This is a genomic window from Leucobacter sp. wl10 (assembly GCF_003569785.1).
Taxonomy (GTDB): Bacteria; Actinomycetota; Actinomycetes; order Actinomycetales; family Microbacteriaceae; genus Leucobacter.
On sequence record NZ_KZ983998.1, the window covers coordinates 1 to 21,420 of the forward strand.

The following is a 21,420-nucleotide window of genomic DNA, read 5'->3' on the forward strand; positions in this document are numbered from 1 at the left end:
AATACTGGTGGACCGCGCTCTTCATCTTCCTCGTCCAGCTGATCCCGCTCGTGCTCTACATCGTGGGAGTCGTCATGCTGGCGACGTCCGCCGCGAGCTCCACCTACATCGACGAGTACGGCGACACCATGACCTCTCCGGGGGCGGCCCCCGGCATCGGAGGCGGGGTCGCGCTGCTGATCATCGGCCTCGGCCTGATCATCCTCATCGGACTCGCGCTGCTCGTGCCCGGCCTGGCGATCTCCTGGCGCCGCCTTCACGACGCCAATTTCTCCGGCGCCTTCTGGTGCCTGTCGCTCATCCCGTCCGTGGGCAGCTTGATCGTGCTCATCTTCATGGTGCTGTCGTCGAACCCCGAGGGGCGTCGCTTCGACGTCTCTTGAGTCGGCTCCCGGGGTAGGGGGACGACGCTCGTGACCGCAGACGCACGCTTCACGCAGCGTCTGCACGACCTCAGCCTGCTGCGTCGGGTGCGCGATCGCATCGACCGGGAGTACGCGAGCCCGCTCGACGTCGAATCGCTCGCGCGAGGGGTCGGGATGTCGGCGGGGCACCTCAGCCGGGAATTCCGGGCGGCCTACGGCGAATCGCCCTACAGGTACCTCATGACGCGGCGCATCGAGCGCGCAATGACCCTGCTCCGCCGCGGAGACCTCAGCGTGACCGAGGTGTGCTATGCCGTGGGCTACGGCTCGCTCGGCACGTTCACCACGCGCTTCACGGAACTCGTGGGCACCTCGCCCGGCCGGTACCGGCGCGAGGGCCCGCCCCCGCTCACCGGGCTGCCCGGGATCGTCACCATGCGCGCGACGAAACCGATCAGGGATCGAGAAGTTCCGACCGATCCCGCGCGGTAGCGTGAGTGCCATGAAGATCAACATTCACGTCACGTTCCTGCCCCACACCGATCCGGAGGCCTCGCTCGCGTTCTACCGCGACGTGCTCGGCTTCGAAGTGCGGGGCGACGTCGGCTACGAGGATATGCGGTGGATCACTGTCGGACCCGCGGGCCAGCCGGACACCTCGATCGTTCTCACCCCTCCCGCCGTGGATCCCGGCCTCACCGACGAGGAGCGCCGCGTCGTGCTCGAACTCGTCGCGAAGGGCGCCTACGCCTCGATCGTGTTCGCCACCGACGAGCTGCAGCAGCTGTTCGAGAACGTCGAGGCGTCCGGTGTCGACGTGCTGCAGGAGCCCATGGACCAGGACTGGGGAACGCGCGACTTCGCGTTCCGCGACCCGGCCGGCAACACGGTGCGCGTGCAGGAGCTGGGCTGAGCGCACCGCTCGCGCGGTTTACTGCTGCGGGGTGAAGAGGGGCGGGGCGGATCGGCTGCGCACCGATCCGCCCCGCCCCTTGACGGTCGCTCCGAGGTCACGCCCGGGGCTTCTCCACCATCTCGGTGGTCTCGATCTCGTCGCCCACCTGGATGTCGTTGTACCTGCCCAGCCCGATGCCGGCCTCGAAGTCGGTCTTGACCTCGGTCACGTCGTCCTTGAAGCGACGCAGCGACTCGATGGCCAGGCCGTCGACGATCACGACGCCCTCGCGGATCACGCGCGCCTTGGCGTTGCGCGTGATGGTGCCGCTGCGCACGATGACGCCCGCGATGTTGCCGAACTTCGACGAGCGGAACACCTCGCGGATCTCCGCCACGCCCGACTGGACCTCCTCGTACTCGGGCTTGAGCAAGCCCTTGAGCGAGCCCTCGATGTCGTCGAGCGCGTTGTAGATGACGTTGTAGAACCGGATGTCGATGCCCTCGCGCGCGGCGCGCTCCCGGGCCTTGACGTCGGGGCGCACGTTGAAGCCGATGACGATCGCGTTGTCGATCGTGGCGAGATCCACATCCGACTCCGTGATCGCGCCGACGCCGCGGTGCAGGATGCGCAGCTGCACCGACTCGTCGACCTCGATCTTCATCAGCGATTCCTCGAGCGCCTCGACGGCACCCGACACGTCGCCCTTGATGATGAGGTTGAGCGACTCGACCTTGCCGTCCTCGAGAGCCTTCGTGAAGTCCTCGAGGCTGATGCGCTTGCGTGCCTTGGCCAGTTGCGCGTTGCGCTCGGCGGCCTCGCGCTTCTCGGCGATCTGACGGGCGGTGCGGTCCTCGGAGGTGACGATGAAGTTGTCACCGGCCCGCGGCACGCTCGAGAGGCCCTGTACCTGCACCGGACGCGAGGGCAGCGCCTCGGTCACGGACTCGCCGTTCTCGTCGCTCATGGCGCGCACGCGGCCGTAGGCGGTGCCCGCCACGATCGCGTCGCCGACGCGCAGCGTACCCGACTGGATGAGCACGGTCGCGACCGAGCCGCGGCCTCTGTCGAGCTTGGCCTCGATCGCCACGCCGCGCGCGTCCTTGTCCGGGTTCGCGCGCAGGTCGAGACCCGCGTCGGCCGTCAGCAGTACGGCGTCGAGCAGCTCGGTGATGCCGATGTCGTTCTTCGCCGAGACGTCGACGAACATCACGTCGCCGCCCCACTCCTCGGCCACGAGACCGAACTCGGTGAGCTGCTGGCGCACCTTCTCCGGGTTCGCACCCTCCTTGTCGATCTTGTTGACCGCGACCACGATCGGCACGTTCGCCGACTGCGCGTGGTTCAGCGCCTCGATCGTCTGGGGCATGATGCCGTCGTCGGCCGCGACCACGAGGATCGCGATGTCGGTCACCTGCGCGCCTCGGGCGCGCATGGCGGTGAACGCCTCGTGGCCCGGGGTGTCGATGAAGGTGAGCGCGCGCTCGACGCCGTCGTGCTCGGTGTGCACCTGGTAGGCGCCGATGTGCTGGGTGATGCCGCCGGCCTCGCCGCCGCCCACGTCCGCCTTGCGGATCGCGTCGAGCAGGCGGGTCTTGCCGTGGTCGACGTGGCCCATGACCGTGACCACCGGCGGCCGCGGCTGCAGCACCTCGTCGCCCTCGCCCTCGAGTTCTCCCTCGATGTCGATGTCGAAGCCCTCGAGCAGCTCGCGGTCCTCGTCCTCCGGCGAGACGATCTGGATCTTGTAGCCCAGCTCATCGCCGAGGATCTCGAAGGTCGCCTCGTCGAGCGACTCCGTGGCGGTCGCCATCTCGCCCAGGTGGAAGAGGATCGTCACGAGGTTCGATGCGCTCGTATCGATCTTGTCGGCGAAGTCGGAGAGCGACGCGCCGCGCCGCAGACGGATCGGGGTGGAGCCGTCGCCGCGGGGTACCTGCACGCCGCCGATCGACGGCGCCTGCCGCATCTCGAACTCCTGCCGCTTCGCCCGCTTCGACTTGCGCGCCTTGCTCTTGGAGCCGCCGCGACCGAAGGCGCCGGCAGTGCCCGCGCCGCGCCCGCCTCGGCCGCGACCCGCGAATCCGCCGCCGGGACGGGGGCCGCCGAAGCCCGCACCGCCGCCACCGGGAGCACCGCTCCCGCCGCCGGGGCGGCTGAAACCGCCGCCGCCAGCGGGCCGGCCGGCGCCCGGACGGCCCGGACCGCCGGAACGACCGCCACCGGCGCCTGCGCCCTGGGGGCGCGGAGCGGGCCGCGGAATGTTGCCCGGATTGGGGCGATTGCCGCCGCGCCCCATGCCCTGGCTGGGAGCGAACGGGTTGTTCCCCGGACGCGGGGGACGCGGGATCCCCATGCCCTGGCTCGACGCGAACGGGTTGTTCCCCGGACGCGGGCCGGCGGGCTTGGGGCCACCCGGCTTGGGGCCGGGCTTCGAACCGGACTTGGCCGCATCGGGCGTCGGGGCCTCAGCGCTCGCCTTCGGGGCCGCCGGCTTCTTCTCGGGCTCGGGAGCGGGCTCCTCCGCCCGGGGAGCGGGTGGCTTGGGGCCGGGCTTCGGGCCGGCGGGATTCTTGGCCGCCGGGTTCGCGGCGGTCTCATCCTCCTTGGGCTTCGCGACGCCTTCCGCCTCGAGGGCGGCCTTGACCTTGCGCGCCACGGGGGGCGCGACGCTCGACGAGGACGCCTTGACGAACTCGCCCATCTCCTTCAGCTTGGCCAGAACGACCTTGCTATCGACACCGATCTCCGCAGCGATCTCGTGTACGCGTGGGTTTGCCACTTTTCTCCTGTCTGGGTCCACGCCAGACAGGCGAGAACCATTGATTATCGGACGGGCTTCATCGTGAGCCGCTCATTAGTTGTCCATGAGTGTTTTCAGCCTGTTCTCTAAGGGGCCGGCATCGGGCTTCCCCGATACCCTCAGTGCGCGCGAAAAGGATCCGCGCGACACTGCTCGGTCCAGACAGCGAGCCGTGGGATGCACCCAGGCTCCCCGCCCCGGAAGCACAGCCCGATCATCGGCAATCAGCCGTCCATCGTGCAGTACCACCCGCAGCAGTTCTGTGCGCGGAGCGCGCTTGCGACACGCGACACAGGTCCGAACCGAATTCATCCTACCAGCTTCCCACTTCCCGCTCTCGCCCGCTCCTCGGGCGAAGGTCGCACAGCTCGCGCAGCGCGGCGCGGTTCATCCGGGCGGATCCCCGGAAAAGCTCCGGGTGGACGGCGATCTCATCCCTGAGCCGCGGCGCACCCGCGGATTCAATCATTCATGATCGAGTCCGGTTGGATATCGATCTTCGCGCCCGTCAGCTTGGCGGCGAGCCGGGCGTTCTGCCCCTCCTTGCCGATCGCGAGCGAGAGCTGGAAGTCGGGAACCAGCGCGCGCACCTGCTTGAGCGACTCGTTGATCATGAACACGTCGGTGACCTTGGCCGGCGACAGCGCATTGGCCACGAAGCTCGGCAGCTCGGGCGAGTAGTCGACGATGTCGATCTTCTCCTCGCCGAGCTCGCTCATCACGGCGCGCACGCGGCTGCCCATCTCGCCGATGCAGGTGCCCTTCGCGTTGATACCGGCCTGCTTCGCGCGCACCGCCACCTTGGTACGGTGCCCCGCCTCTCGGGCGAGGGAGACGATCTCCACGAGTCCCTGCGCGAGCTCGGGCACCTCCCGCTCGAACAGTTTGCGCACCAGGCCGGGGTGCGTGCGCGAGACGATCACCTGGGGCCCCTTGGTGCCCTTCGAGACACTGGTCACATACACGCGCATCCGCGTGCCGTGCGGATACCGCTCCCCCGGCACCTGCTCCTCGGGCGGCAGGATCGCCTCGAGCTCCCCCAGGTCGATGTGCACCATGCGCGGGTTGGGGCCCTGCTGCACGACGCCGGAGACGACCTGCCCCTCCTTGTCCTTGAAGGCGCCGAGCACCGCATCGTCGGTGAGATCGCGCAGCCGCTGGTTGATGACCTGCTTCGCCGCGCTCGACGCGACCCGGCCGAACTCGTCCGCGGTCACGTAGGCCTCTCCGATGACCCGGCCCTCGTCATCGACCTCGGGCACGAGCACCGAGATATCGCCGGTCTTGCGATCGAGCGTGACCCGCACCTCGTCCTCCCGGGGCACCGGGATGTTCTGGTTCTCGGCGTGGCGCAGATAGGCCGAGTGGATCGCCTGCTCGATGATCTCCACGAGCTCATCGAAGGGGATCTCCTTCTCGCGCTCGATCTGTCGCAGCGTGATGAGTTCGATCTTCACGGTGGCCTCCCTGGGTATTGAGATGTCTATTCAACTGTGCCGTTCCGGAGGTTCCCGGGCGGGGCGGATCCATCAGAATACCGCACTCGGCTACAACGGCGCCGGGAGCGCGACCTGCACCGGCGTCACTCGACCGCTTTCGACCGCGAAGCCGCGACCGGGAGGGAAATCGGCCCGCCCGGTCCGCCCGAACGACTCTCGGAACGGCGACTGGCTCTCACCCTCGTCCGGTTGCAGCGCAAGGCCCCAGTTCGGCTGCCTGAGCGCAGAGAGGAGCTCCCAGACGGGACCGCCCGTGCCCTGTTCGAACTCGAAGAGCACCAGCGCCTCCGCCCGTCGCGCGGCCCTCGCGAGCGCGACCAGTTCCCCGAGCGCCTCGGTCCCCTCGGCGTCGGCGGGGCGCTCGATGACGATCACGCTGCGGGCGCCGGCGCTCAGGAGCGCCGGTCTCCCGGTCTCGACACGGGGCTCATCCGCCGAGGGAGGCGTCACATCGGGTCGCCCCCGCCTCGCTCCGATGACCCCGCCCGGTGCACCGCGCGCGAGTGCCGCGGGCCTTCCCCCGAGCGCGAGAACGAGGCCGCGGGCGAGGTCCCGCACCTCCTCCTCGCCGCACGCCACGCGCCCCCAGTCCCGCGACCCGCGCAGGCCGTCGAGAGTGAAGGTCAGCAGCGTGGTCTCGCACGACCCGCCGCGTGCTGCGGCCCGCCGCACCATCGCTTCGACGCAGGCGAGCGCTGCGGTGGAGAGCCCCGACCCGCTCGGGCCGGCGACGACGCCGAGGCCGCGCGCCGGCAGGCCGACGGGGGCGAAGCTTCTCGTGTCGATGCCGTAGACCGGCCTCCCCTCCGTTTCAGTCGGGAGGTTTCGGAGCGGAAGCGTTCGAGGAGCATTGCGCACGAGCGGCGCCGGGAGCGTTCCGCGCCGCTGCAGCGCGGAAGCCAGCCGCTCGAGCGAGCGCGCCTGCTCGTCGAGCTCGGGCCGGGCACCGTACAGGGCGATCTGGAGCTCCTCCTCCGCCCCGACGATCACGGCCCGGCCGGGCGGAGCGTTCTCGAGGGCGTCGCTCCTGACGCCCGCGTGACCGTACTCGTGCGGGCTCGCCAATCGCAGCACCCACTGCTGCTGCAGGGCCGATGCCAGCGACGCCGGAATGCCGGAGGGGCGGTCGGCCGTCAGAGCGACGTGCACGCCCACGGAACGCCCCGTCGTCATGATCTCGACCAGCTTCTGGAAGGGCGAGTTTGGGGCGCCGAGGGTCTCAGTCGCCTGCCGGAACGGCCCGAGCCCGTCGAGCATGAGCACGAGGCGCGGCTCGCGCTCGCCGCCGGGAGCGCCGCGGTAGGCGGACAGACCCGCCGCGCGGGAGGCGGCGTAACGGGGCCCGCGCTCGGCGATCGCGTCCAGGATGTGCTGCAGCACCCGGCCCACCAGTTCCATGTCGGAGAGCGGGGCGACCGCACCCGCCGTGGGGAGTGCGGCGAGCGCCCCGAGCGCCCCTCCAGCGGCATCGATGGCGTAGAGGTGCACGGGAGATCGGTCTGCGTCGATACTCAGGGCGGCGGCGAGCGTGAGCAGGGCGCTCGTCTTGCCGGTTCCACTCGCGCCGACGAACGCGACGTTGCCGCACTGCTCCAGGTCGACGAAGCACGGTCGTTGCGCCTGCGCCGCGGGTTCGTCGCGGAGCGCGATCAGGGCCGCGTCACCCGCCCCCGCTCTCTCGCCGGTCCCCTCATCGACGTTCGCCGCTTCCCGCAGCCGGGCGAGGTCGAGGATCGACGGTAGCGCATCGAGCCAGGGCCGTCGCGGAACGACGAGCCCGGCGAGCCGGGCGGCGTCGACGATGCCGTCTCGCAGCCGCTCGATGTCGCGCGGCTGATCCGCCCGGCTGCGGCGACCCCGACCTGGGTCGGGCGGCACCTCCCACTCTGCGCCCTCGGCGAAGCGCAATGACCGGATCCCGATGTGCGGCGCGGGGCCGGTCGTCGAGGCGCGTCCGCCGAGATAGCCGGTCTGGAAGTGGCCGATGCGCTCCGCGCCGACCTTGATCGCGCCCCGGCCCGGAACCGCCGCGTCGAAGAGGGCCGCGTCCCTCACACCGATCACGTCGATGCTGTCGGCCTCGTCCGCCATGCGCAGCGCCACCCGCAGATTGGTGTTGGCCCGGAGACCGTCCTTGATGACCCCGGCGGGGCGCTGCGTCGCCATGATGAGGTGCAGACCGAGCGAGCGGCCGCGCTGCGCGATGTCGATCACCCCGTCAACGAACTCGGGAACGTCGGCGGCGAGTGCGGCGAACTCGTCGATCGCGATGACGAGCATCGGAGGAGCGGCGGGATCGGAACGGCGCTCCATGGCGATGAGGTCCTTGGCTCCGTGCCGGACGAGCAACTCCTCGCGGTGGCGCAGCTCCGCACGCAGAGAGGTGAGCGCACGACGCACCAGACGAGGGTTCAGATCCGTCACGAGGCCGACGGTGTGCGGAAGATCGACGCACTCCGCGAATGCGGCGCCTCCTTTGTAGTCGACCAGTAGGAAGGTCAGCCGATCCGGGCTCACGTTCGCCGCCATGCTCATGAGCCAGGTCTGCAGGAACTCCGATTTGCCCGCACCGGTCGTCCCGCCGACGAGGGCGTGCGGCCCCTGCGCCCTGAGGTCGAGCGCCGCGGGGCCCTCCGCGCCCTGCCCGACCACCGCTGCGAGTGCTATCGGGGCCCGTTCCTCGCCCTCGCGCCATCGCGCGGTCAGGCTGCCGGAGGCCGCCCACGCCCGCAGGATCGGCGGGGCGCCCCCGATGAGGTCGGCGGAGTGCAGTTCGCGCAGATCCACGGTTCTCGGCAGGTCGCTCTCGTCGAGCACCCGCGCTCCCGCATCCTCCACGGGTGAGAGGCGGCGGGCTGCGGCGAGCGCGACGGTCGCATCCAGAAGCTCCAGCCGCTGCAACAGAACCGTCTTTCCCGAGCGCACGAATCCGACCCGGCCTTCCCCCGCCCGGAACTCGACGTACGTTCGGCAGGCCGCGGGGATCTCGTCGAGCGTCTCGCCGATCCAGATGACGTGGATCCCGGCATCGGGTCCGGTCTCGGCGAGCGAGATGAGCCGGGAGCGGTCGGTGCAGCCGTCGTCGAGCACCAGAACGAGCACGCAGGGCGTCACCGGCAGCGCGTCGGGACCCGCCCCTCCCGCGTCGTCGGCGCGGTCCTCCTCCTCGGCGCGGGATCGCACGGTCCTGCTCGATCCCGCTCTCGCCAGTCTGGCCGCGAGCAGCTCCTCGAGCGAGGTGAGCAGGCGCGCCGCGTCGGCGATGTCGTCGGCGAGCTGCCAGACGCCGATCGGGCTCGTCGTCGGATCCACGTGGGGCAGCCACTTCAGCCAGCCCCAAGCTTCCGCTTGACCGGGACGGGCGAAGCAGGCGACGACGAGCTCCGCGGGCGAGTGGAGCCCCACGAGCTGCATCACGAGGGAGCGCGCCATCCCGTCCGCCCACCGCGGCTCTCCCGCGACGCCGAGCGCACCGCAGCGGTCGAGCCGCTCGAGCACCGGGACGGGCCCGACCTCCCGGAACTCCGCTTCGACGTCGCGCAGCGCTCTCCACGACGCTCCCGCCGCCCCGCCCCGCGGCGGGAGCACGACCGCCGTGCGGCTCGGGAGGCTTCCCTCGCCGAGCTTCACTTCGAGGAACCGGCGATGCTCGGGACGGCGCGTCCACAGAAGCCCGTTGCGCTCGCCGATCGCGGCGATGACATCGGCGAGCCCCGGCGCCTCGGCCGCCCGCACTCGGATCTCGCGGTCCCGAAGCTCCCGCAGTTCATCGCGCTCGACCCGGAGCGCCTCCTCGAACCGCGCGAGTTCGCGTCCGTGCCGGCGGGCACCGCCGAGGCGCCCGTCGAGCCAGGACCCGATCATCATCACCGGCGAGAACGCCACCATCAGCAGGCTCATCGGCGACCGGGTCGCCGCGTACACCGCTCCTCCCATCAGCATCGGAGCGAGCACGGCCAGTATCGGGATGCCGCCGGTGCTCGGCGGTTCCGGCGGCGCGGGCAGCTCGTGCTCCGAGCTCGGGAAGCGCGGGGTCACCCGCGGGGGTCGCGTGTGCAGGGTGCGATGCGACCGCTCGCGCTGAATGACCGGAGGCGGACCGAGGACCACCCGCAGCTCCACCTCACCGAGCGTCAGCGTGCACGGCCCTTCGACGCGGCGCTCACTCGCCGCCTCGCCGTCGACGAGGAGACCGTTGGCCGAGCCGAGGTCTCGCAGCACGTGCTGAGCGCCGATCTCGAGGACCGCGTGGCGTCGCGAGACGCTGGCGTCGCCGAGATGCACCCGACACGACGGGTCGCGCCCGATGACGTTCGCACCCGCCAGCAGGCTGTAGACCACGCCGGCGTGCCGTCCGGAGCGCACCTCCGCATAGCCCGCCGCCTCGATGAGCCGGAGAGCCGGCCTCGCGGGCGAGAACTCCGCAACCGGCTCGATGACCCACCCCGACTGCAGACCGGAGACCGCGGCTGGAGTGCACGGATCGAGCAGGACGGGCGCGTCCGATCCGTGCTGCCAGCCGAGGAGCGTGACCGGTGCGACCCGGGTCGCGGCGAGCGCGATGAGCCGAGGATCCCCTCCCGCGTCCGCGCGGATGAGCGATCGCGCGACGTCGGCGACCGTGGCTGTGGCGTCGCACGAGAGCGTCACGTCGCGGACCATGCCCTGCGATGCGACCAGCGTGACGGGGATCTTCACGGCTCGCTCGATTCGTCGAGATAGCGCTCCCAGCTCGTGACCGTGTTGTGCGCGGAGCAGGCGCTTGCGACCTCGAGTGCGATGCCTCCCTCGGCGGCCTCGAGCGCGAGTTCCGCACCGCCTTCCCTGTCAGCCCGGAAATATGGTTCCTTGCCAGCGCTATAGCTTCGAATATCGGTCACCTTCCACCCCTCGGACTCCCAGAAGGCGCGCACGCGCCCGGCCGCGGCGAACGGGTCGGGCGCGTCGTTGTTGATCAACGTCACGCTGAGTCGACCGGCGAACCCGTCGCACCCGCGGGGCAGCAGCGAGTTCAGCAGTCTCTCGCGGTCGGCGGTGCTCCCCGCGCTCCAGAGGAGGGCCTCATCGAAGCTGTCGTACCAGCCGTCGGACACCCCGCTCGCGCGCACTGCGAGGTCGAGCTGCCCCGCCACCCAGGACCGCTGCTCGTCCAGCGTCATGACGGTCGTCCGGCTCCCCCGCGACACGATCGGCGCCTCGCGCGCGCAGCCGATCAGCCCGGCCGCGCCCACGACGACAATCAGTGCCGCGGCGCCGATCCTCCCGCGTCCTCGTCTCACGGTGCACCCCCATAGCTCAGCGTCTCCCGCAGCATCGGGAGCGGCGGGATCAGCGGAAGCGGCCCCAGCGGATTCGGCAGCGCCGGCGTGAGGCCGAAGTGGCTGTCGCCCGCTCTTCGCAGGGACGCGCCGAGTTCCGCGCCGATCCGGCCGGTCGTGATCTGGGCGACGCTGTCCAGTGACTGCGTTCTCCGATCGAGATACCCGTGCCCCGTCGACGCCGACACGCCGATCAGGCCGCGCCGTTCTCCCTCCCCGATCGTGGAGTGCCCGTCGGTCGGCTTCAACCCGCTCAGCGGGTCGCCCTCCGAGGAGAAGACGAAGGCGCCCTCGTAGACGGGGCTGTTCAGCTGCGCCCCGAACGGGGCGCGCGCGGAGGGGTTCGGCTGGCCCCTCCCGGATATCCCCGCTCCGAACGGCGCGATCCGATCCCCCGACGCGTGCGTGGTGTAGATCGCCTTCTGGCCGGGAGCCGCCTCCGCGACGCGCAGTTCGTCGAGACCTCCGACGAGCCGCGTGTCCAGCCCCGCGGAGCCGAGCATCGTCAGGGTGTCCACGGGATGCCGCACCCGCGTGAGCGCGATCGCCGCGAGCGTAGTGCCGTAGGAGTGGGCGAGCACGCCCGTCGCCGGCGCACCGCGCTTCCCGCTCTCGCGGGCGGCGCGCGCCCCGTCGAGCTCGGCCGCGAAGCGCGCGGCGCCCGTGGCGGCCGACGCCGAACCCAGCACCCCGAAATCCCCCTCGTACGGCAGGTCGGGGGTGTCGTAGCCGAGCCACGCCACCACCGCGTTGGCTGTCGGGTCGGTGAGGCTCAGCTTGCTCTGCTGGGCTTCGTACAGGTTCCGGCTCGCCTCGTCCCAGCTCGCGAGCGCTCGCCGCGCATCGCTGCTCATGCCGGGAACCTCCCACGTCGTGTAGCGCGCCACGTCGAGGTCTCCGTAGGAGACCGCGATGGTCGGCGCCTCGCCCGTCATGTCGAGGGCGACGAGCTGCACCGGCGGGCGGGCGCTCCCGTACCGCACGAGGTCGGACTCCTCCCGTTTGAGAATCTCGCAGACGGCGGCCAGCAGCTCGAGCTGATCCGGAGTGAGCTCCTGCGGGTACGACCGGTAGTACTCCACCAGCCTCCGATTCGCCTCGTCACGCACTGCGAACGGCAGGCCGGGCAGATTGCCGATCACCCACGGCGCCTCGTCGATGAGCCGTCGGCGCTCATCATCGTTCAGCCCCGCCCACGCGGCCGCCACCGCTTCGGGATCGGTCGGCGCCTCCCCGACGCCCTCGCCCGACGCGCTCCCCAGCGGTCCCGTCAGCAAGGGGTGCTCCTTCACGAGTGCGGGGGCGCCCCCGCTCGTCCCCCACAGCTCTCCCGAGATGGCCGTGGCCACGGTGAACCTGCGCGATGCCCGGTCGTTCTCGCTCACGCTGAGCAGCCGACCGATCGTGGTCGCGTCCAGGGCTCCCACGAGGCGCGCCTCGGCGCGCCCGCGATCCTCGATGAGCGCGGACCACCGCCCGGTTGCGGAGTCGACGGCCTCGATCGCCGCCCGCCACCGTGAAGCGGCGGCCAGCCATCCCTGCTCGTGCATCGCCCGCAACTGCTGAACCGCGATCCTGCGCTCGCCGGCCTCCAACTCCTCGCTGCCGAAGCCGAGCTGCGGATCCGGCATCGCACCCGGCGCCCCCGCGTTCCAGGAGTAGGGCGCGGGCACCCTGATCAGCGAGGCGATGTCCTCGATGGCGGCGGCCTGCGAGCGGATCGTCGCCAGCTGGTCGCCCACCTCCCGCACGACGCTGCTCGCCTCCGAGTGGATCCGATCCACCTCCGCGGCGTACGCGTCGAACGCTTTCTTCGCCTCCGTCGCACTGCGGTGGAGCGTGTTCGCCCCGGGGATCAGGCGGTCGCCGACCTTCTCGCGCACCCCGTCGACCCCGTCGCTCGCGACTCCGTCCAGGGAGAGCCTGGCCTGTTGCGCGGATAGGGCGTACCAGGTCGCGTCGGCGGCGACCTCGCTCGCGAATCCCGCCGCCGCACCGACCTCGGCGACGGATCCGAAGACGGGCGTCCCCTCGAGCAGGGCGTTGGCGTCGCCGGGAACGTAGATGGTCATCGCCCGCTCCCCGTCACCGCGAAACCGGCGTCGAGCGTCCGGGCCACGCGCGCGTCGAGATCGGAGCTGTCCTGCATCACCCCGGCGATCTGCTCGCTCGCCGTCTTCGCCGCGTCGGCCAGCGCCAGCCGCCCGGTCTGCAGACCCCCGAGAAAACCGCGCACCTCTCCGCCGATCCCCGTCAGGCTCGCCGGCGCCGCCGGCGGAGCCGACCGGCCCGCCGCCAGGTCGCCGGCCGCGGTGACGAGGAACGCACCGGCGGCCGCGAGGGCATCGTCCCGAATAGAGAGCCGTTCCGCCACGAGGTCTCCTCCTCTCCCGCACGCGCGTGGACAGTCCGTACCGGCGCGGAGGCTCTAACCGATCCTCGAGGCGATCTGCGCGTCCATCTCGCGCATCGCATTGGCGGTCTGCGTGAGGAAGTTCTGGATCTCGCCGAGCCGGCCCACCACCGCGTGCGCACTGCTCGTGTACTCGGTGTACGCCGCGTTGAATCTGCCGGAGGCCTGGTCGGTTACGAACCCCGACGCCACCAGGTTGGCGATCTGCGTCTGCATGGACTGCAGCTTCTGCGTGATCTCGTCGCGGCCGAGCCCCAACTGGGCCGCGGCCTGCTCCATCTCCGAGTACGAGACGTTGATGTTGGCCATGGGATGCTCCTGTTCGTGAGGCGCGCGAAGCCCGGTTCGCCCGCGGTCGGGGTCGTCTCCGGCCGTTTTTCGGAGACGATCCTCACTGTATTCACGCGGGACGAGGCGTGAAGACGAGATCGAGCAATCTGTGCATAAGTCGCTCGCATCGCCTCGTTGAGGAGGTTGTGAGCGAAGCAGGAGATCCTCCCCGCACGCACGCGAAAGGCCGGGCGGGAGTCCCGGCCCGGCCTCGCAGACGAGGGGCTACGCGACGAACAGCGCCGGCACCTCCGCCAGAGCCACCTTCTCCTTCGTGCCCGCCGCCCGGTCCCACACCTCGGCGAACCCCTCGGCGGCGTCGCGGCCGACGACGACCACGCGCGGCACCCCCAGCAGCTCTGCGTCGCCGAACTTCACGCCCGGCGACGCCTTGGGGCGGTCGTCGTAGAGCACCTCGACCCCCGCCGCGTCGAGCGAGGCGGCGAGCTCGGAGGCGAGCTCGTACACCGCCTGGTCCTTGCCGGTCGCGACCAGGTGCACGTCGAACGGCGCGATCGCGCGCGGCCAGACGAGCCCCCGATCGTCGTGGTTGAGGTCGGCGAGCGCCGCCATGATGCGGGTCACGCCGATGCCGTACGAACCCATCGTCACGGTGACGAGCTTGCCGTTCTCATCGAGCACCTGCAGACCCAGCGCCTCGGCGTACTTGCGGCCGAGCTGGAACACGTGCCCGAGCTCCATGCCGCGGGCGAGCGAGACGGGCCCCGAGCCGTCCGGAGCTGGATCGCCGTCCCGCACGGTCGCCGCATCCACCACGCCGTCGGCGGTGAAGTCCCGCCCCGCGACCAGGTAGGCGACGTGCTTCTCGTGCTCGTTCGCGCCGGTCACCCAAGACGTGCCGTCGACCACGCGCGGATCGAGCAGATAGCGGATCCCCGTCGTCCCCTCGATGCCCAGAACCGCGGAGCCGTTCAGCACCGGGCCGATATAGCCCTTGACCAGGCCCGGATGCCGCGCGAAGTCCTCATCGGACGCGGGCTCCACCTCGCAGTTCGGGAACGCCACCTCGATGCGCTTCATCTCGGCGTCGCGATCCCCGGGGATGCCGATGACCACGACCTCGCGCTCGCCCTCCGGCGAGGTCACCGCCAGCACCACGTTCTTGAGCGTGTCGGCGGCCGTCCACTCCCGCCCATCGGCACGGGGCAGCACCGCGTTGGCGTGCGACACGAGCGTCTCGATGGTGGGGGTGTTCGGCGAGTCGAAGACCACGGCCGAGGGCCGGCCCTCGACCGGCAGGGGATCCGGAACCGGCGTGCGATACGCCTCGACGTTCGCGGCGTAACCGCCCTCCGAGCGCACGAAGGTGTCCTCGCCGATCTCGATGGGCAGCAGGAACTCCTCGCTGCGCGAGCCGCCCATGGCCCCCGCATCGGCCGACACGATCACGTACTCGATGCCGAGCCGCGTGAAGATGCGCTCGTACGCGTCGCGCTGCCGCTGGTAGGACGCCTCGAGCCCCTCGTCGCTGACATCGAACGAGTAGGCGTCCTTCATGGTGAACTCGCGGCCGCGCAGCAGACCGGCCCGGGGGCGCGCCTCGTCGCGGTACTTGTCCTGGATCTGGTAGAGCGCGAGCGGCAGATCCTTGTACGAGGAGACGATGTCCTTCACCATGAGCGTGAACACCTCCTCGTGCGTGGGCGCGAGCAGGTAGTCGGCTCCGTGGCGATCCCGCAGGCGGAAGAGCGCGTCGCCGTACTCCTCCCAGCGCCCGGTCGCCTCGTACGGCTCGCGCGGCAGCAGCGCGGGGAAGTGCACCTCGTACGCACCGGCCGCGGCCATCTCCTCGCGGACGATGCGCTCGATCTTCTCCTTGACGCGCAGGCCCAGCGGCATCCACCCGAACACCCCCGGGGCCTGGCGGCGGATGTATCCCGCCCGCACGAGCAGCTTGTGGCTGGCCACCTCGGCGTCGGCGGGATCCTCGCGCAGGGTCTTCAGGAAGTAGTTGCTGAGCCGTGTCATCACCCCACCATCGTAGCCCGCCGCCGCCCTAGGCTGGGGGCGTGAGCGGAATGCGGTGGTGGCGATGGCTGGGGCCGGCAGCGGTGCTCGGGATCGCGGCGGCGCTGCGCTTCTGGGCGCTCTCCCGCCCCGATTCCCTGGTGTTCGACGAGCTCTACTACGTGCGCGACGCCATCAGCCAGCTCGCGCGCGGCTTTCCGACGGTCTGGCCCGATGACGACCCCGACATGAGCGGGGCGAGGGCGACGGGGTTCACGGACGCCCCGTCGAACGCCGTGCATCCGCCGCTCGGCAAGTGGTTGATCGGCCTCGGGATCCTCGTCTTCGGGCCGGGAAGCGGGTGGGGATGGCGCAGTGCCGTCGCCGTCGCCGGCGTGGCGACGGTCGCCGTGGTGATGCGCCTCGGGTGGCGGATCTCTCGCAGCCTGCTCGTCGCCTGCACGGCGGGCCTGCTGCTGGCGATCGACGGGGTGCACGTGGTGCTGAGCCGTGTGGGGCTGCTCGATGGGATCCTGACCCTGTTCGTGGCGCTGGGCGCGCTGTTCGTGTGGCGAGATCAGGAGGCCGTGTCGCTCCGGTCGGACGCCCTCGTCCGTTCGGAGGTCTCCGGCCGAACGCCTCCGGCCGGAGCCGGATCTGCCACGGGCCGGAGGGCGATCGCACCCGACGTCGTCTGGCGCAGACCGTGGCTGCTGGCGGCCGGGCTCACCTTCGGGGCGGCGGCCGCGGTCAAGTGGTCGGGGCTGTACGCGCTCGCGTTCTTTCTCGTGTACGTGACGGTGCGGGACCTGCTGGCCCGCCTGCGCGCCGGCGGGGAGCGGCGGTCGGCGGTTGCCGGATCCGCGCTGCAAGCGCTGGTCTCCGCCGCGATCGCGCTGCCCGCAGCCGCGGTCGTCTACATCTCGAGCTGGGCCGGCTGGATCCTGAACCCCGGCGGCTGGGGGCGCACCCCCGGCACGCCCTGGCCGGTCTCCCTCGCCCGGTATCACGCCGAGATGCTCGGCTGGCACAGCACGCTGAGCGCCCCCCACCCCTACCAGTCGCCCCCGCTCACCTGGCCGCTGGCGCTGATCCCCACCGCCATGTACAAGGCCCGCTGGACCGACGGGTGCCCGCAGGGCGCGTGCGTCGCGGCGATCTCTCCGCTGCCGAACCCGCTGGTGACCTGGGGAGGGGTGGCGGCGCTGCTGGTGATCGCGTACCTGATCGTGCGGCGCTCGACGCGCGGACGAGGATCGGCGGCCCCCGATCCGCTCGTCGCGGCGGGGGCCTTCGTGCTGACGGGGTACCTCTCGGGGTGGCTGCCCTGGGTGTTCACGTTCTCGCGCTCGGCCGTGTTCCAGTTCTACGCCGTCGTGCTCACGCCGTTCTCGGCGCTCGCGCTCGCACTGCTGCTCGGCTTGCTGACCGGGATCCCGCTGCGTTCCGGCGCGGGCGCCGCTGCCGGTCTGCGCCTCGACTCGTCGCCGGAGGCGCTGCGCGGCCGCCGGATCGCCGTCGCGCTGTTCATCACGGCCGCGATGGCGCTCGCGGTGCTGTTCTTCCCGGTTTGGTCGGGCATGCCCGTGGCGGAGTGGTTCTGGAAGTGGCACCTGTGGCTGCCCGGGTGGGGCTAGCGACTCAGAGCAGGCGCCGCTGCAGCGCCCAGGCGGTGAGCTCGTGGCGGTTGGAGAGCTGCAGCTTGCGCAGCACGTTCGACACGTGGGTCTCGACCGTCTTGACGGAGAGGAACAGCTCGGCCGCGACCTCCTTGTAGGCGTAGCCCCGGGCGATCATGCGCATCACCTCCTGCTCGCGCGCCGAGAGCCGGTCGAGCTCGTCGTCGCGCGCCGCGGTCTCCCCCAGCCCGGCGCCGAAGGCGTCGAGCACGAACCCCGCCAGACGCGGCGAGAACACCGCATCGCCGCTGTGCACTCGCACGACCGCCGCCGTGACCTCGGCGCCGGAGGCCGTCTTCGTGAGGTAGCCTCTCGCCCCGGCGCGGATCACGCTCACCACGTCGTCGGCGGCATCGGAGACGCTGAGCGCCAGAAACCGCGCGCCGCGCGCCGCGGGCGCCCGCGACAGCCGCTGCAGCACCTCGGCCCCGCCGCCGCCCGAGCCGCCGGGCAGGTGCACGTCGAGCAGCACCACGTCGGGGGCCGAGGCCGAGATGCGCGCGACCGCCTCGTCGACGTCCGCCGCTTCGCCCACCACCTCGAGCTGCTCCCCGAGCTCCGCGCGCAGGCCCGTGCGGAATATCTGGTGATCGTCGACGATCACCACCCTGATCGGATCGCGTCCCGTCTCGTCGACCCGCTCGCTCATCGCTCCTCCTCCTCCTCAACCCCGTCGACGTTCTCGCGCGGAATCGACAGGCGCACCGAGGTGCCCGATCCGCCCGGTCCCCGCACGATCCTCGCCGTGCCCCCGGCCCGCTCCATGCGCCCGAGAATCGATTCCCGCACGCCCATGCGTCCCTCGGGCAGGTCATCGAGGTCTAGCCCGAGCCCGCGATCCGTCACGTCGACGGCGATCCGATCCCGCGTCGCCTCGAGATAGACGGTCACCTCTCCGCCCGCGTGCCGGGCCGCGTTGAGCATGGCCTCGCGCGCGGCGGCGACGAGAGCGTCGGGCGCGAGCAGCCCCGCGCCGACTCCCACGGCGACGATCTCGAAGCGCACCGGGTGGTGGGCCTCGAGCGTCTGAGCGTGCGCGCGCAGCTCGGCGTCGACGGCCGCGCGCGCGGGAGCGGCGCCCCCGTCGGCCCCGCGGAAGAGCCACTCCCGGAGCTCCCGCTCCTGCCCGCGGGCGAGCCGGGCGATGTCGCTGCCGGGTTCGGAGCGCTGCTGGATGAGCGCGAGCGTCTGCAGCACCGAGTCGTGCAGGTGGGCGGCGATGTCCGAGCGCTCGGCCTCGCGAGCACGTGCGGCGCGCTCGGCCATGAGCTCACGGTTGACGCGCAGCAGCCACGGCGCGACGGCGAGCGCGACCCCGGCCAGCACCGAGACGGCCGCGGCTATGACGGTCCAGGCGCTCGGCTCGCGCGCGGTCACGAAGAACATGAGCACGCCCACGGCCACGAGCGCGAGCGCCGCGAGCACGCGGGGCAGCTGATGACGGTCGGGGCGGTCGCGATCCGCGATCTGCCACCAGGCGAGTCCCACGCCCGCCAGCACCGCGAGCGCGGGCAGCAGCAGTTCGAGTTCGAGCTGCACGCCGAGGCGCTCGAGCACCAGTCCCGCGCCCGTGACGAGCAGGCAGGCGCCGAGCAGCAGCTCGGCGACGGGCCAGCGCCGCCGCGGCACCGCCGGCCCCCGAGCGGGAGGGGCGCTCTCGGGCAGGCCCGGCTCGCGCGGACCGGCACCGGCCGGTCGGGGATCCGGCGCCGCCGCAGTCGGCTCGCTCGAGACCGGCGCCCGCGGCGAGATCGCGGCGGCCGGGACCGGCGGAGCGGCGGCACCCGCGGGAGACGGCCGCTCCGCCGGGCGGGTCAGGGCGCGTCGCAGCGGCACGATCCCCTCGACGTCTCCCGCTCCCGGCACGGTGCCCCACAGCCAGAGGTAGAGCAGGCCGCCGAAGCCCCCGAGGAGGGTCATCACGAGCATGCCGACGCGCACCGGGCCGACCGGCACCCCCAGGTGCGCCGCGAGCCCGCCGCACACCCCCGCGATCACGCGATCGTCGCGCGGTCGGGTGAGCGGGATCCGGTCCATGCTCCCATCCAAGCAGCTGCCTCCGACGTTCGGGGACCCCGGGGCGACGGTTCAGGGACGGATCAGGGTGAACCCCGATGGCGCGGTGCCGGTGGCGGGCGGCAGACTCGAGGCATGGACACGTCACCGGACTCAGAACGCCCCGGCGCCCGCCCCGGCGGACCGCCGCCCGGCAGCGCCTTCTTCGCCTGGCTGCGCGACCTCGGCATCGTGCGCGGCTCGGATCGCTGGTTCGGCGGCGTGGCGGGCGGCATCGCGGCGAAGGCCGGCATCGACCCGCTCATCGTGCGCGGCGTCTTCGTGGTGCTGGCCTTGCTCGGCGGGCCGGGGCTGCTGATCTACCTGACCGGCTGGCTGCTGCTGCCGGACTCGCGGGGCCGCATCCACGTGGAGGACGTCTTTCGCGGCCGGGCGGAGACCTGGGTGCTCATCACCGCGATCGTGATCGCCGCCGCCGTGCTGCTTCCCGCCGTCCTCGGGATCCTGATCCCCGCCGCCACGGGGTTCCCCGTGTTCAGCGTGTGGAGCTGGGATGTCTGGGGCGCCATCGGAGTTCCCGGCTGGGTGACCGCCACGATCGCGTGGCTGTTCTGGATCGCGATCATCGCCGTCGCCGGCATCTGGCTGCGCCGCGTGATCCTGGACCGGGGCCGCGAGAAGAGCGGGCGTGCGGGCGAGGCGCCGTCCGGCGGAGCGGACGAACCGACCGTCGGCGGACCCTCCTCAGGAGCAGCGGGGTCGCCCGCCGCGGACGGACCCGGGCCCTCCGCGACGGACGACGACTCCGCGCAGCGCTTCTCCCAGCGGGCGAACGACTGGGGTCAGCGCGTCGGCGAGCGTGCGAACCGGTGGGGAGAGGAGGTCGGCCGTCAGGCGGACGAGTGGAGCGTGCGCTACGCCGAGCACCACGAGGCCCACAGGCTCGGCGCCGCCCAGACGATCCTCACCCTCGCGCTCGCGCTGCTCGCGGGCGGCCTCACCGGCTTCTGGGTGCTCGGTTTCGAGGCGGAGCCCGCCATCGCGAGCGTCGCATCCGCCCCCCTCGTCGCCGGCCTCGTCGCCGCCCTCGCCGTGCTCGCGCTCTCGCTGATCGTCGCGGGGGTGCGCGGACGGCACACGGGCTGGGTGGGCTTCCTCGCGGCGTGCGGCGTCTTCGCGCTGCTCATCGCGGTCGTGCTCCCCTGGGGCACTCGATTCCAGCCGTTCGGCAACATGCGCGTCGACGGGCTGAGCAGCCCCGGCGCGGTCATCATCGGCGGCAACGCCGACGTCGACCTGCGCTCGCTCGACGCCAACCCGGGCGAGCGGGGCGACCTCGTGGTCTGGCAGCTCGCCGGCAACACGACGGTGACGCTGCCCGAATCGCGGCCCACCGCGGTGCGGGCACGGGTGCTCGCGGGCAACATCAGCGAGCGGGGCACCGAGCGCGACGGCGTGCGGCTCTCCGGTCCCTTCCTGCGCAACGACACGGGAGTGGGGCTGGATCGCGTCGACGACGCCTTCGCAGACGACTCCGTGGTGCACGTCACGGTGTACCTGCTGGCGGGCAACGTCCGGGTCGAAGGGGCCCGGTCGAACGGGCCGGACGAATCGCTCGCCGAGAAGCAGCGGCGGAAGCTCGAACAGGAGATGGCACGATGAGCACGAATCCCGAGACCCCGGACCCGCAGCGGCCGCAGACCTCCGACCGGACGACCGGCCCGATCCCCCGCGAGCACCTCCCACACGATCCGACCGCGCCGATCCTCGGCGCACCGGCGACACCCGCGCCGTCCGCATCGTCCGCATCGGGAGCGCCCGCCCCGGAGCCGCCCGCCCCGGTGCCGCCCGCACCCGAGGCGCCGGCACCCGGGCCGCCCGCCGCCCCCGCACGGCGGCCCGGGACGGCGGGGTCGGCGGCGAGGCGCACCGGACCGCGGACGGGGCCGATCGTGTGGGGCGCGCTGATCCTCGCCTTCTGCGGCTACACCGTGCAACGCGCTTTCGGGGGCGACGGACTCGACACGTCGTGGTGGATCGCCGCGACGGTGATCGGGCTGGGCCTCCTGCTGCTCGGGGTCGGCATCGCCGTGGTGATCCGCAACCGCCGCTGAGCCCGCATCGGCTCGCGACC

17 protein-coding genes are annotated in these 21,420 nt (G+C 71.9%); 6 read left to right on the forward strand and 11 right to left on the reverse strand.

Annotation, left to right across the window (positions count from 1 at the left end; translation table 11 throughout):
* The 3 genes from D1J51_RS11460 to D1J51_RS11470 form a co-directional block, all read left to right on the forward strand.
* A partial coding sequence (locus tag D1J51_RS11460) for a DUF805 domain-containing protein (RefSeq protein ID WP_162903791.1) occupies positions 1 to 383 on the forward strand: 383 nt, incomplete at its 5' end.
* 30 nt (positions 384 to 413) lie between these two features.
* Positions 414 to 857, forward strand: a complete 444-nt coding sequence (locus D1J51_RS11465) for a helix-turn-helix transcriptional regulator (protein ID WP_119075353.1) — start codon at positions 414 to 416, stop codon at positions 855 to 857.
* Positions 858 to 867: 10 nt separating this feature from the next.
* The gene (locus D1J51_RS11470; protein WP_119075354.1) at positions 868 to 1,278 is read left to right on the forward strand and encodes a VOC family protein; all 411 of its coding nucleotides are present in this window, start codon (positions 868 to 870) and stop codon (positions 1,276 to 1,278) included.
* Positions 1,279 to 1,375: 97 nt separating this feature from the next.
* Here the strand turns inward: D1J51_RS11470 and infB are convergent, their stop codons facing one another.
* The 9 genes from infB to D1J51_RS11515 all read right to left on the reverse strand — a co-directional run bounded on the left by infB (position 1,376) and on the right by D1J51_RS11515 (position 15,615).
* On the reverse strand, positions 1,376 to 4,042 hold the full coding sequence (gene infB / locus D1J51_RS11475) for a translation initiation factor IF-2 (RefSeq protein WP_119075356.1): 2,667 nt from the start codon (positions 4,040 to 4,042) through the stop codon (positions 1,376 to 1,378).
* 75 nt (positions 4,043 to 4,117) lie between these two features.
* The gene (locus D1J51_RS11480) at positions 4,118 to 4,375 is read right to left on the reverse strand and encodes a YlxR family protein (protein ID WP_119075358.1); all 258 of its coding nucleotides are present in this window, start codon (positions 4,373 to 4,375) and stop codon (positions 4,118 to 4,120) included.
* A gap of 149 nt (positions 4,376 to 4,524) precedes the next feature.
* Positions 4,525 to 5,520, reverse strand: a complete 996-nt coding sequence (gene nusA / locus D1J51_RS11485; RefSeq protein ID WP_119075359.1) for a transcription termination factor NusA — start codon at positions 5,518 to 5,520, stop codon at positions 4,525 to 4,527.
* A 90-nt stretch (positions 5,521 to 5,610) separates the two neighbouring features.
* Positions 5,611 to 10,260, reverse strand: coding sequence for an FtsK/SpoIIIE domain-containing protein (locus tag D1J51_RS11490; protein ID WP_119075360.1), 4,650 nt, complete (start codon positions 10,258 to 10,260; stop codon positions 5,611 to 5,613).
* Positions 10,257 to 10,841, reverse strand: a complete 585-nt coding sequence (locus D1J51_RS11495) for a hypothetical protein (protein WP_162903792.1) — start codon at positions 10,839 to 10,841, stop codon at positions 10,257 to 10,259. Before D1J51_RS11495 ends, D1J51_RS11490 begins: the two co-directional genes overlap by 4 nt.
* Positions 10,838 to 12,952, reverse strand: a complete 2,115-nt coding sequence (locus tag D1J51_RS11500) for an alpha/beta hydrolase (protein WP_119075364.1) — start codon at positions 12,950 to 12,952, stop codon at positions 10,838 to 10,840. The genes D1J51_RS11495 and D1J51_RS11500 overlap by 4 nt, the downstream gene beginning before the upstream one ends.
* Positions 12,949 to 13,254, reverse strand: a complete 306-nt coding sequence (locus D1J51_RS11505; protein WP_119075366.1) for a hypothetical protein — start codon at positions 13,252 to 13,254, stop codon at positions 12,949 to 12,951. Before D1J51_RS11505 ends, D1J51_RS11500 begins: the two co-directional genes overlap by 4 nt.
* A 54-nt stretch (positions 13,255 to 13,308) precedes the next feature.
* A complete protein-coding gene (locus tag D1J51_RS11510; protein WP_119075367.1) occupies positions 13,309 to 13,602 on the reverse strand; it encodes a WXG100 family type VII secretion target in 294 nt (97 codons plus the stop codon).
* A 246-nt stretch (positions 13,603 to 13,848) separates the two neighbouring features.
* The gene (locus tag D1J51_RS11515) at positions 13,849 to 15,615 is read right to left on the reverse strand and encodes a proline--tRNA ligase (RefSeq protein WP_119075369.1); all 1,767 of its coding nucleotides are present in this window, start codon (positions 15,613 to 15,615) and stop codon (positions 13,849 to 13,851) included.
* A 47-nt stretch (positions 15,616 to 15,662) separates the two neighbouring features.
* On the opposite strand from D1J51_RS11515, the gene D1J51_RS11520 reads away from it, so the two are divergent.
* The gene (locus D1J51_RS11520) at positions 15,663 to 17,228 is read left to right on the forward strand and encodes a dolichyl-phosphate-mannose--protein mannosyltransferase (protein ID WP_240423203.1); all 1,566 of its coding nucleotides are present in this window, start codon (positions 15,663 to 15,665) and stop codon (positions 17,226 to 17,228) included.
* Between the two features lie 4 nt (positions 17,229 to 17,232).
* Here the strand turns inward: D1J51_RS11520 and D1J51_RS11525 are convergent, their stop codons facing one another.
* Positions 17,233 to 17,919, reverse strand: coding sequence for a LuxR C-terminal-related transcriptional regulator (locus D1J51_RS11525; RefSeq protein ID WP_119075373.1), 687 nt, complete (start codon positions 17,917 to 17,919; stop codon positions 17,233 to 17,235).
* Complete coding sequence (locus tag D1J51_RS11530; RefSeq protein WP_119075375.1) at positions 17,916 to 19,307, reverse strand: ATP-binding protein; 1,392 nt, start codon at positions 19,305 to 19,307, stop codon at positions 17,916 to 17,918. The genes D1J51_RS11525 and D1J51_RS11530 overlap by 4 nt, the downstream gene beginning before the upstream one ends.
* 114 nt (positions 19,308 to 19,421) lie before the next feature.
* Between D1J51_RS11530 and D1J51_RS11535 the strand changes: the two genes are divergently transcribed.
* On the forward strand, positions 19,422 to 20,948 hold the full coding sequence (locus D1J51_RS11535) for a PspC domain-containing protein (protein ID WP_119075377.1): 1,527 nt from the start codon (positions 19,422 to 19,424) through the stop codon (positions 20,946 to 20,948).
* On the forward strand, positions 20,945 to 21,400 hold the full coding sequence (locus D1J51_RS11540) for a hypothetical protein (protein WP_119075379.1): 456 nt from the start codon (positions 20,945 to 20,947) through the stop codon (positions 21,398 to 21,400). Before D1J51_RS11535 ends, D1J51_RS11540 begins: the two co-directional genes overlap by 4 nt.
* Positions 21,401 to 21,420: the final 20 nt, after the last annotated feature.

What these genes read in the sequence shown, in the direction of transcription:
- D1J51_RS11470 (WP_119075354.1), top strand. Translation starts at nt 868, where the DNA reads ATGAAGATCAACATTCACGTCACGTTCCTGCCCCACACCGATCCGGAG.
- D1J51_RS11480 (WP_119075358.1), bottom strand. Translation starts at nt 4,375, where the DNA reads ATGAATTCGGTTCGGACCTGTGTCGCGTGTCGCAAGCGCGCTCCGCGC.
- D1J51_RS11500 (WP_119075364.1), bottom strand. Translation starts at nt 12,952, where the DNA reads ATGACCATCTACGTTCCCGGCGACGCCAACGCCCTGCTCGAGGGGACG.
- D1J51_RS11510 (WP_119075367.1), bottom strand. Translation starts at nt 13,602, where the DNA reads ATGGCCAACATCAACGTCTCGTACTCGGAGATGGAGCAGGCCGCGGCC.
- D1J51_RS11520 (WP_240423203.1), top strand. Translation starts at nt 15,663, where the DNA reads ATGCGGTGGTGGCGATGGCTGGGGCCGGCAGCGGTGCTCGGGATCGCG.
- D1J51_RS11525 (WP_119075373.1), bottom strand. Translation starts at nt 17,919, where the DNA reads ATGAGCGAGCGGGTCGACGAGACGGGACGCGATCCGATCAGGGTGGTG.
- D1J51_RS11530 (WP_119075375.1), bottom strand. Translation starts at nt 19,307, where the DNA reads ATGGACCGGATCCCGCTCACCCGACCGCGCGACGATCGCGTGATCGCG.
- D1J51_RS11535 (WP_119075377.1), top strand. Translation starts at nt 19,422, where the DNA reads ATGGACACGTCACCGGACTCAGAACGCCCCGGCGCCCGCCCCGGCGGA.
- D1J51_RS11540 (WP_119075379.1), top strand. Translation starts at nt 20,945, where the DNA reads ATGAGCACGAATCCCGAGACCCCGGACCCGCAGCGGCCGCAGACCTCC.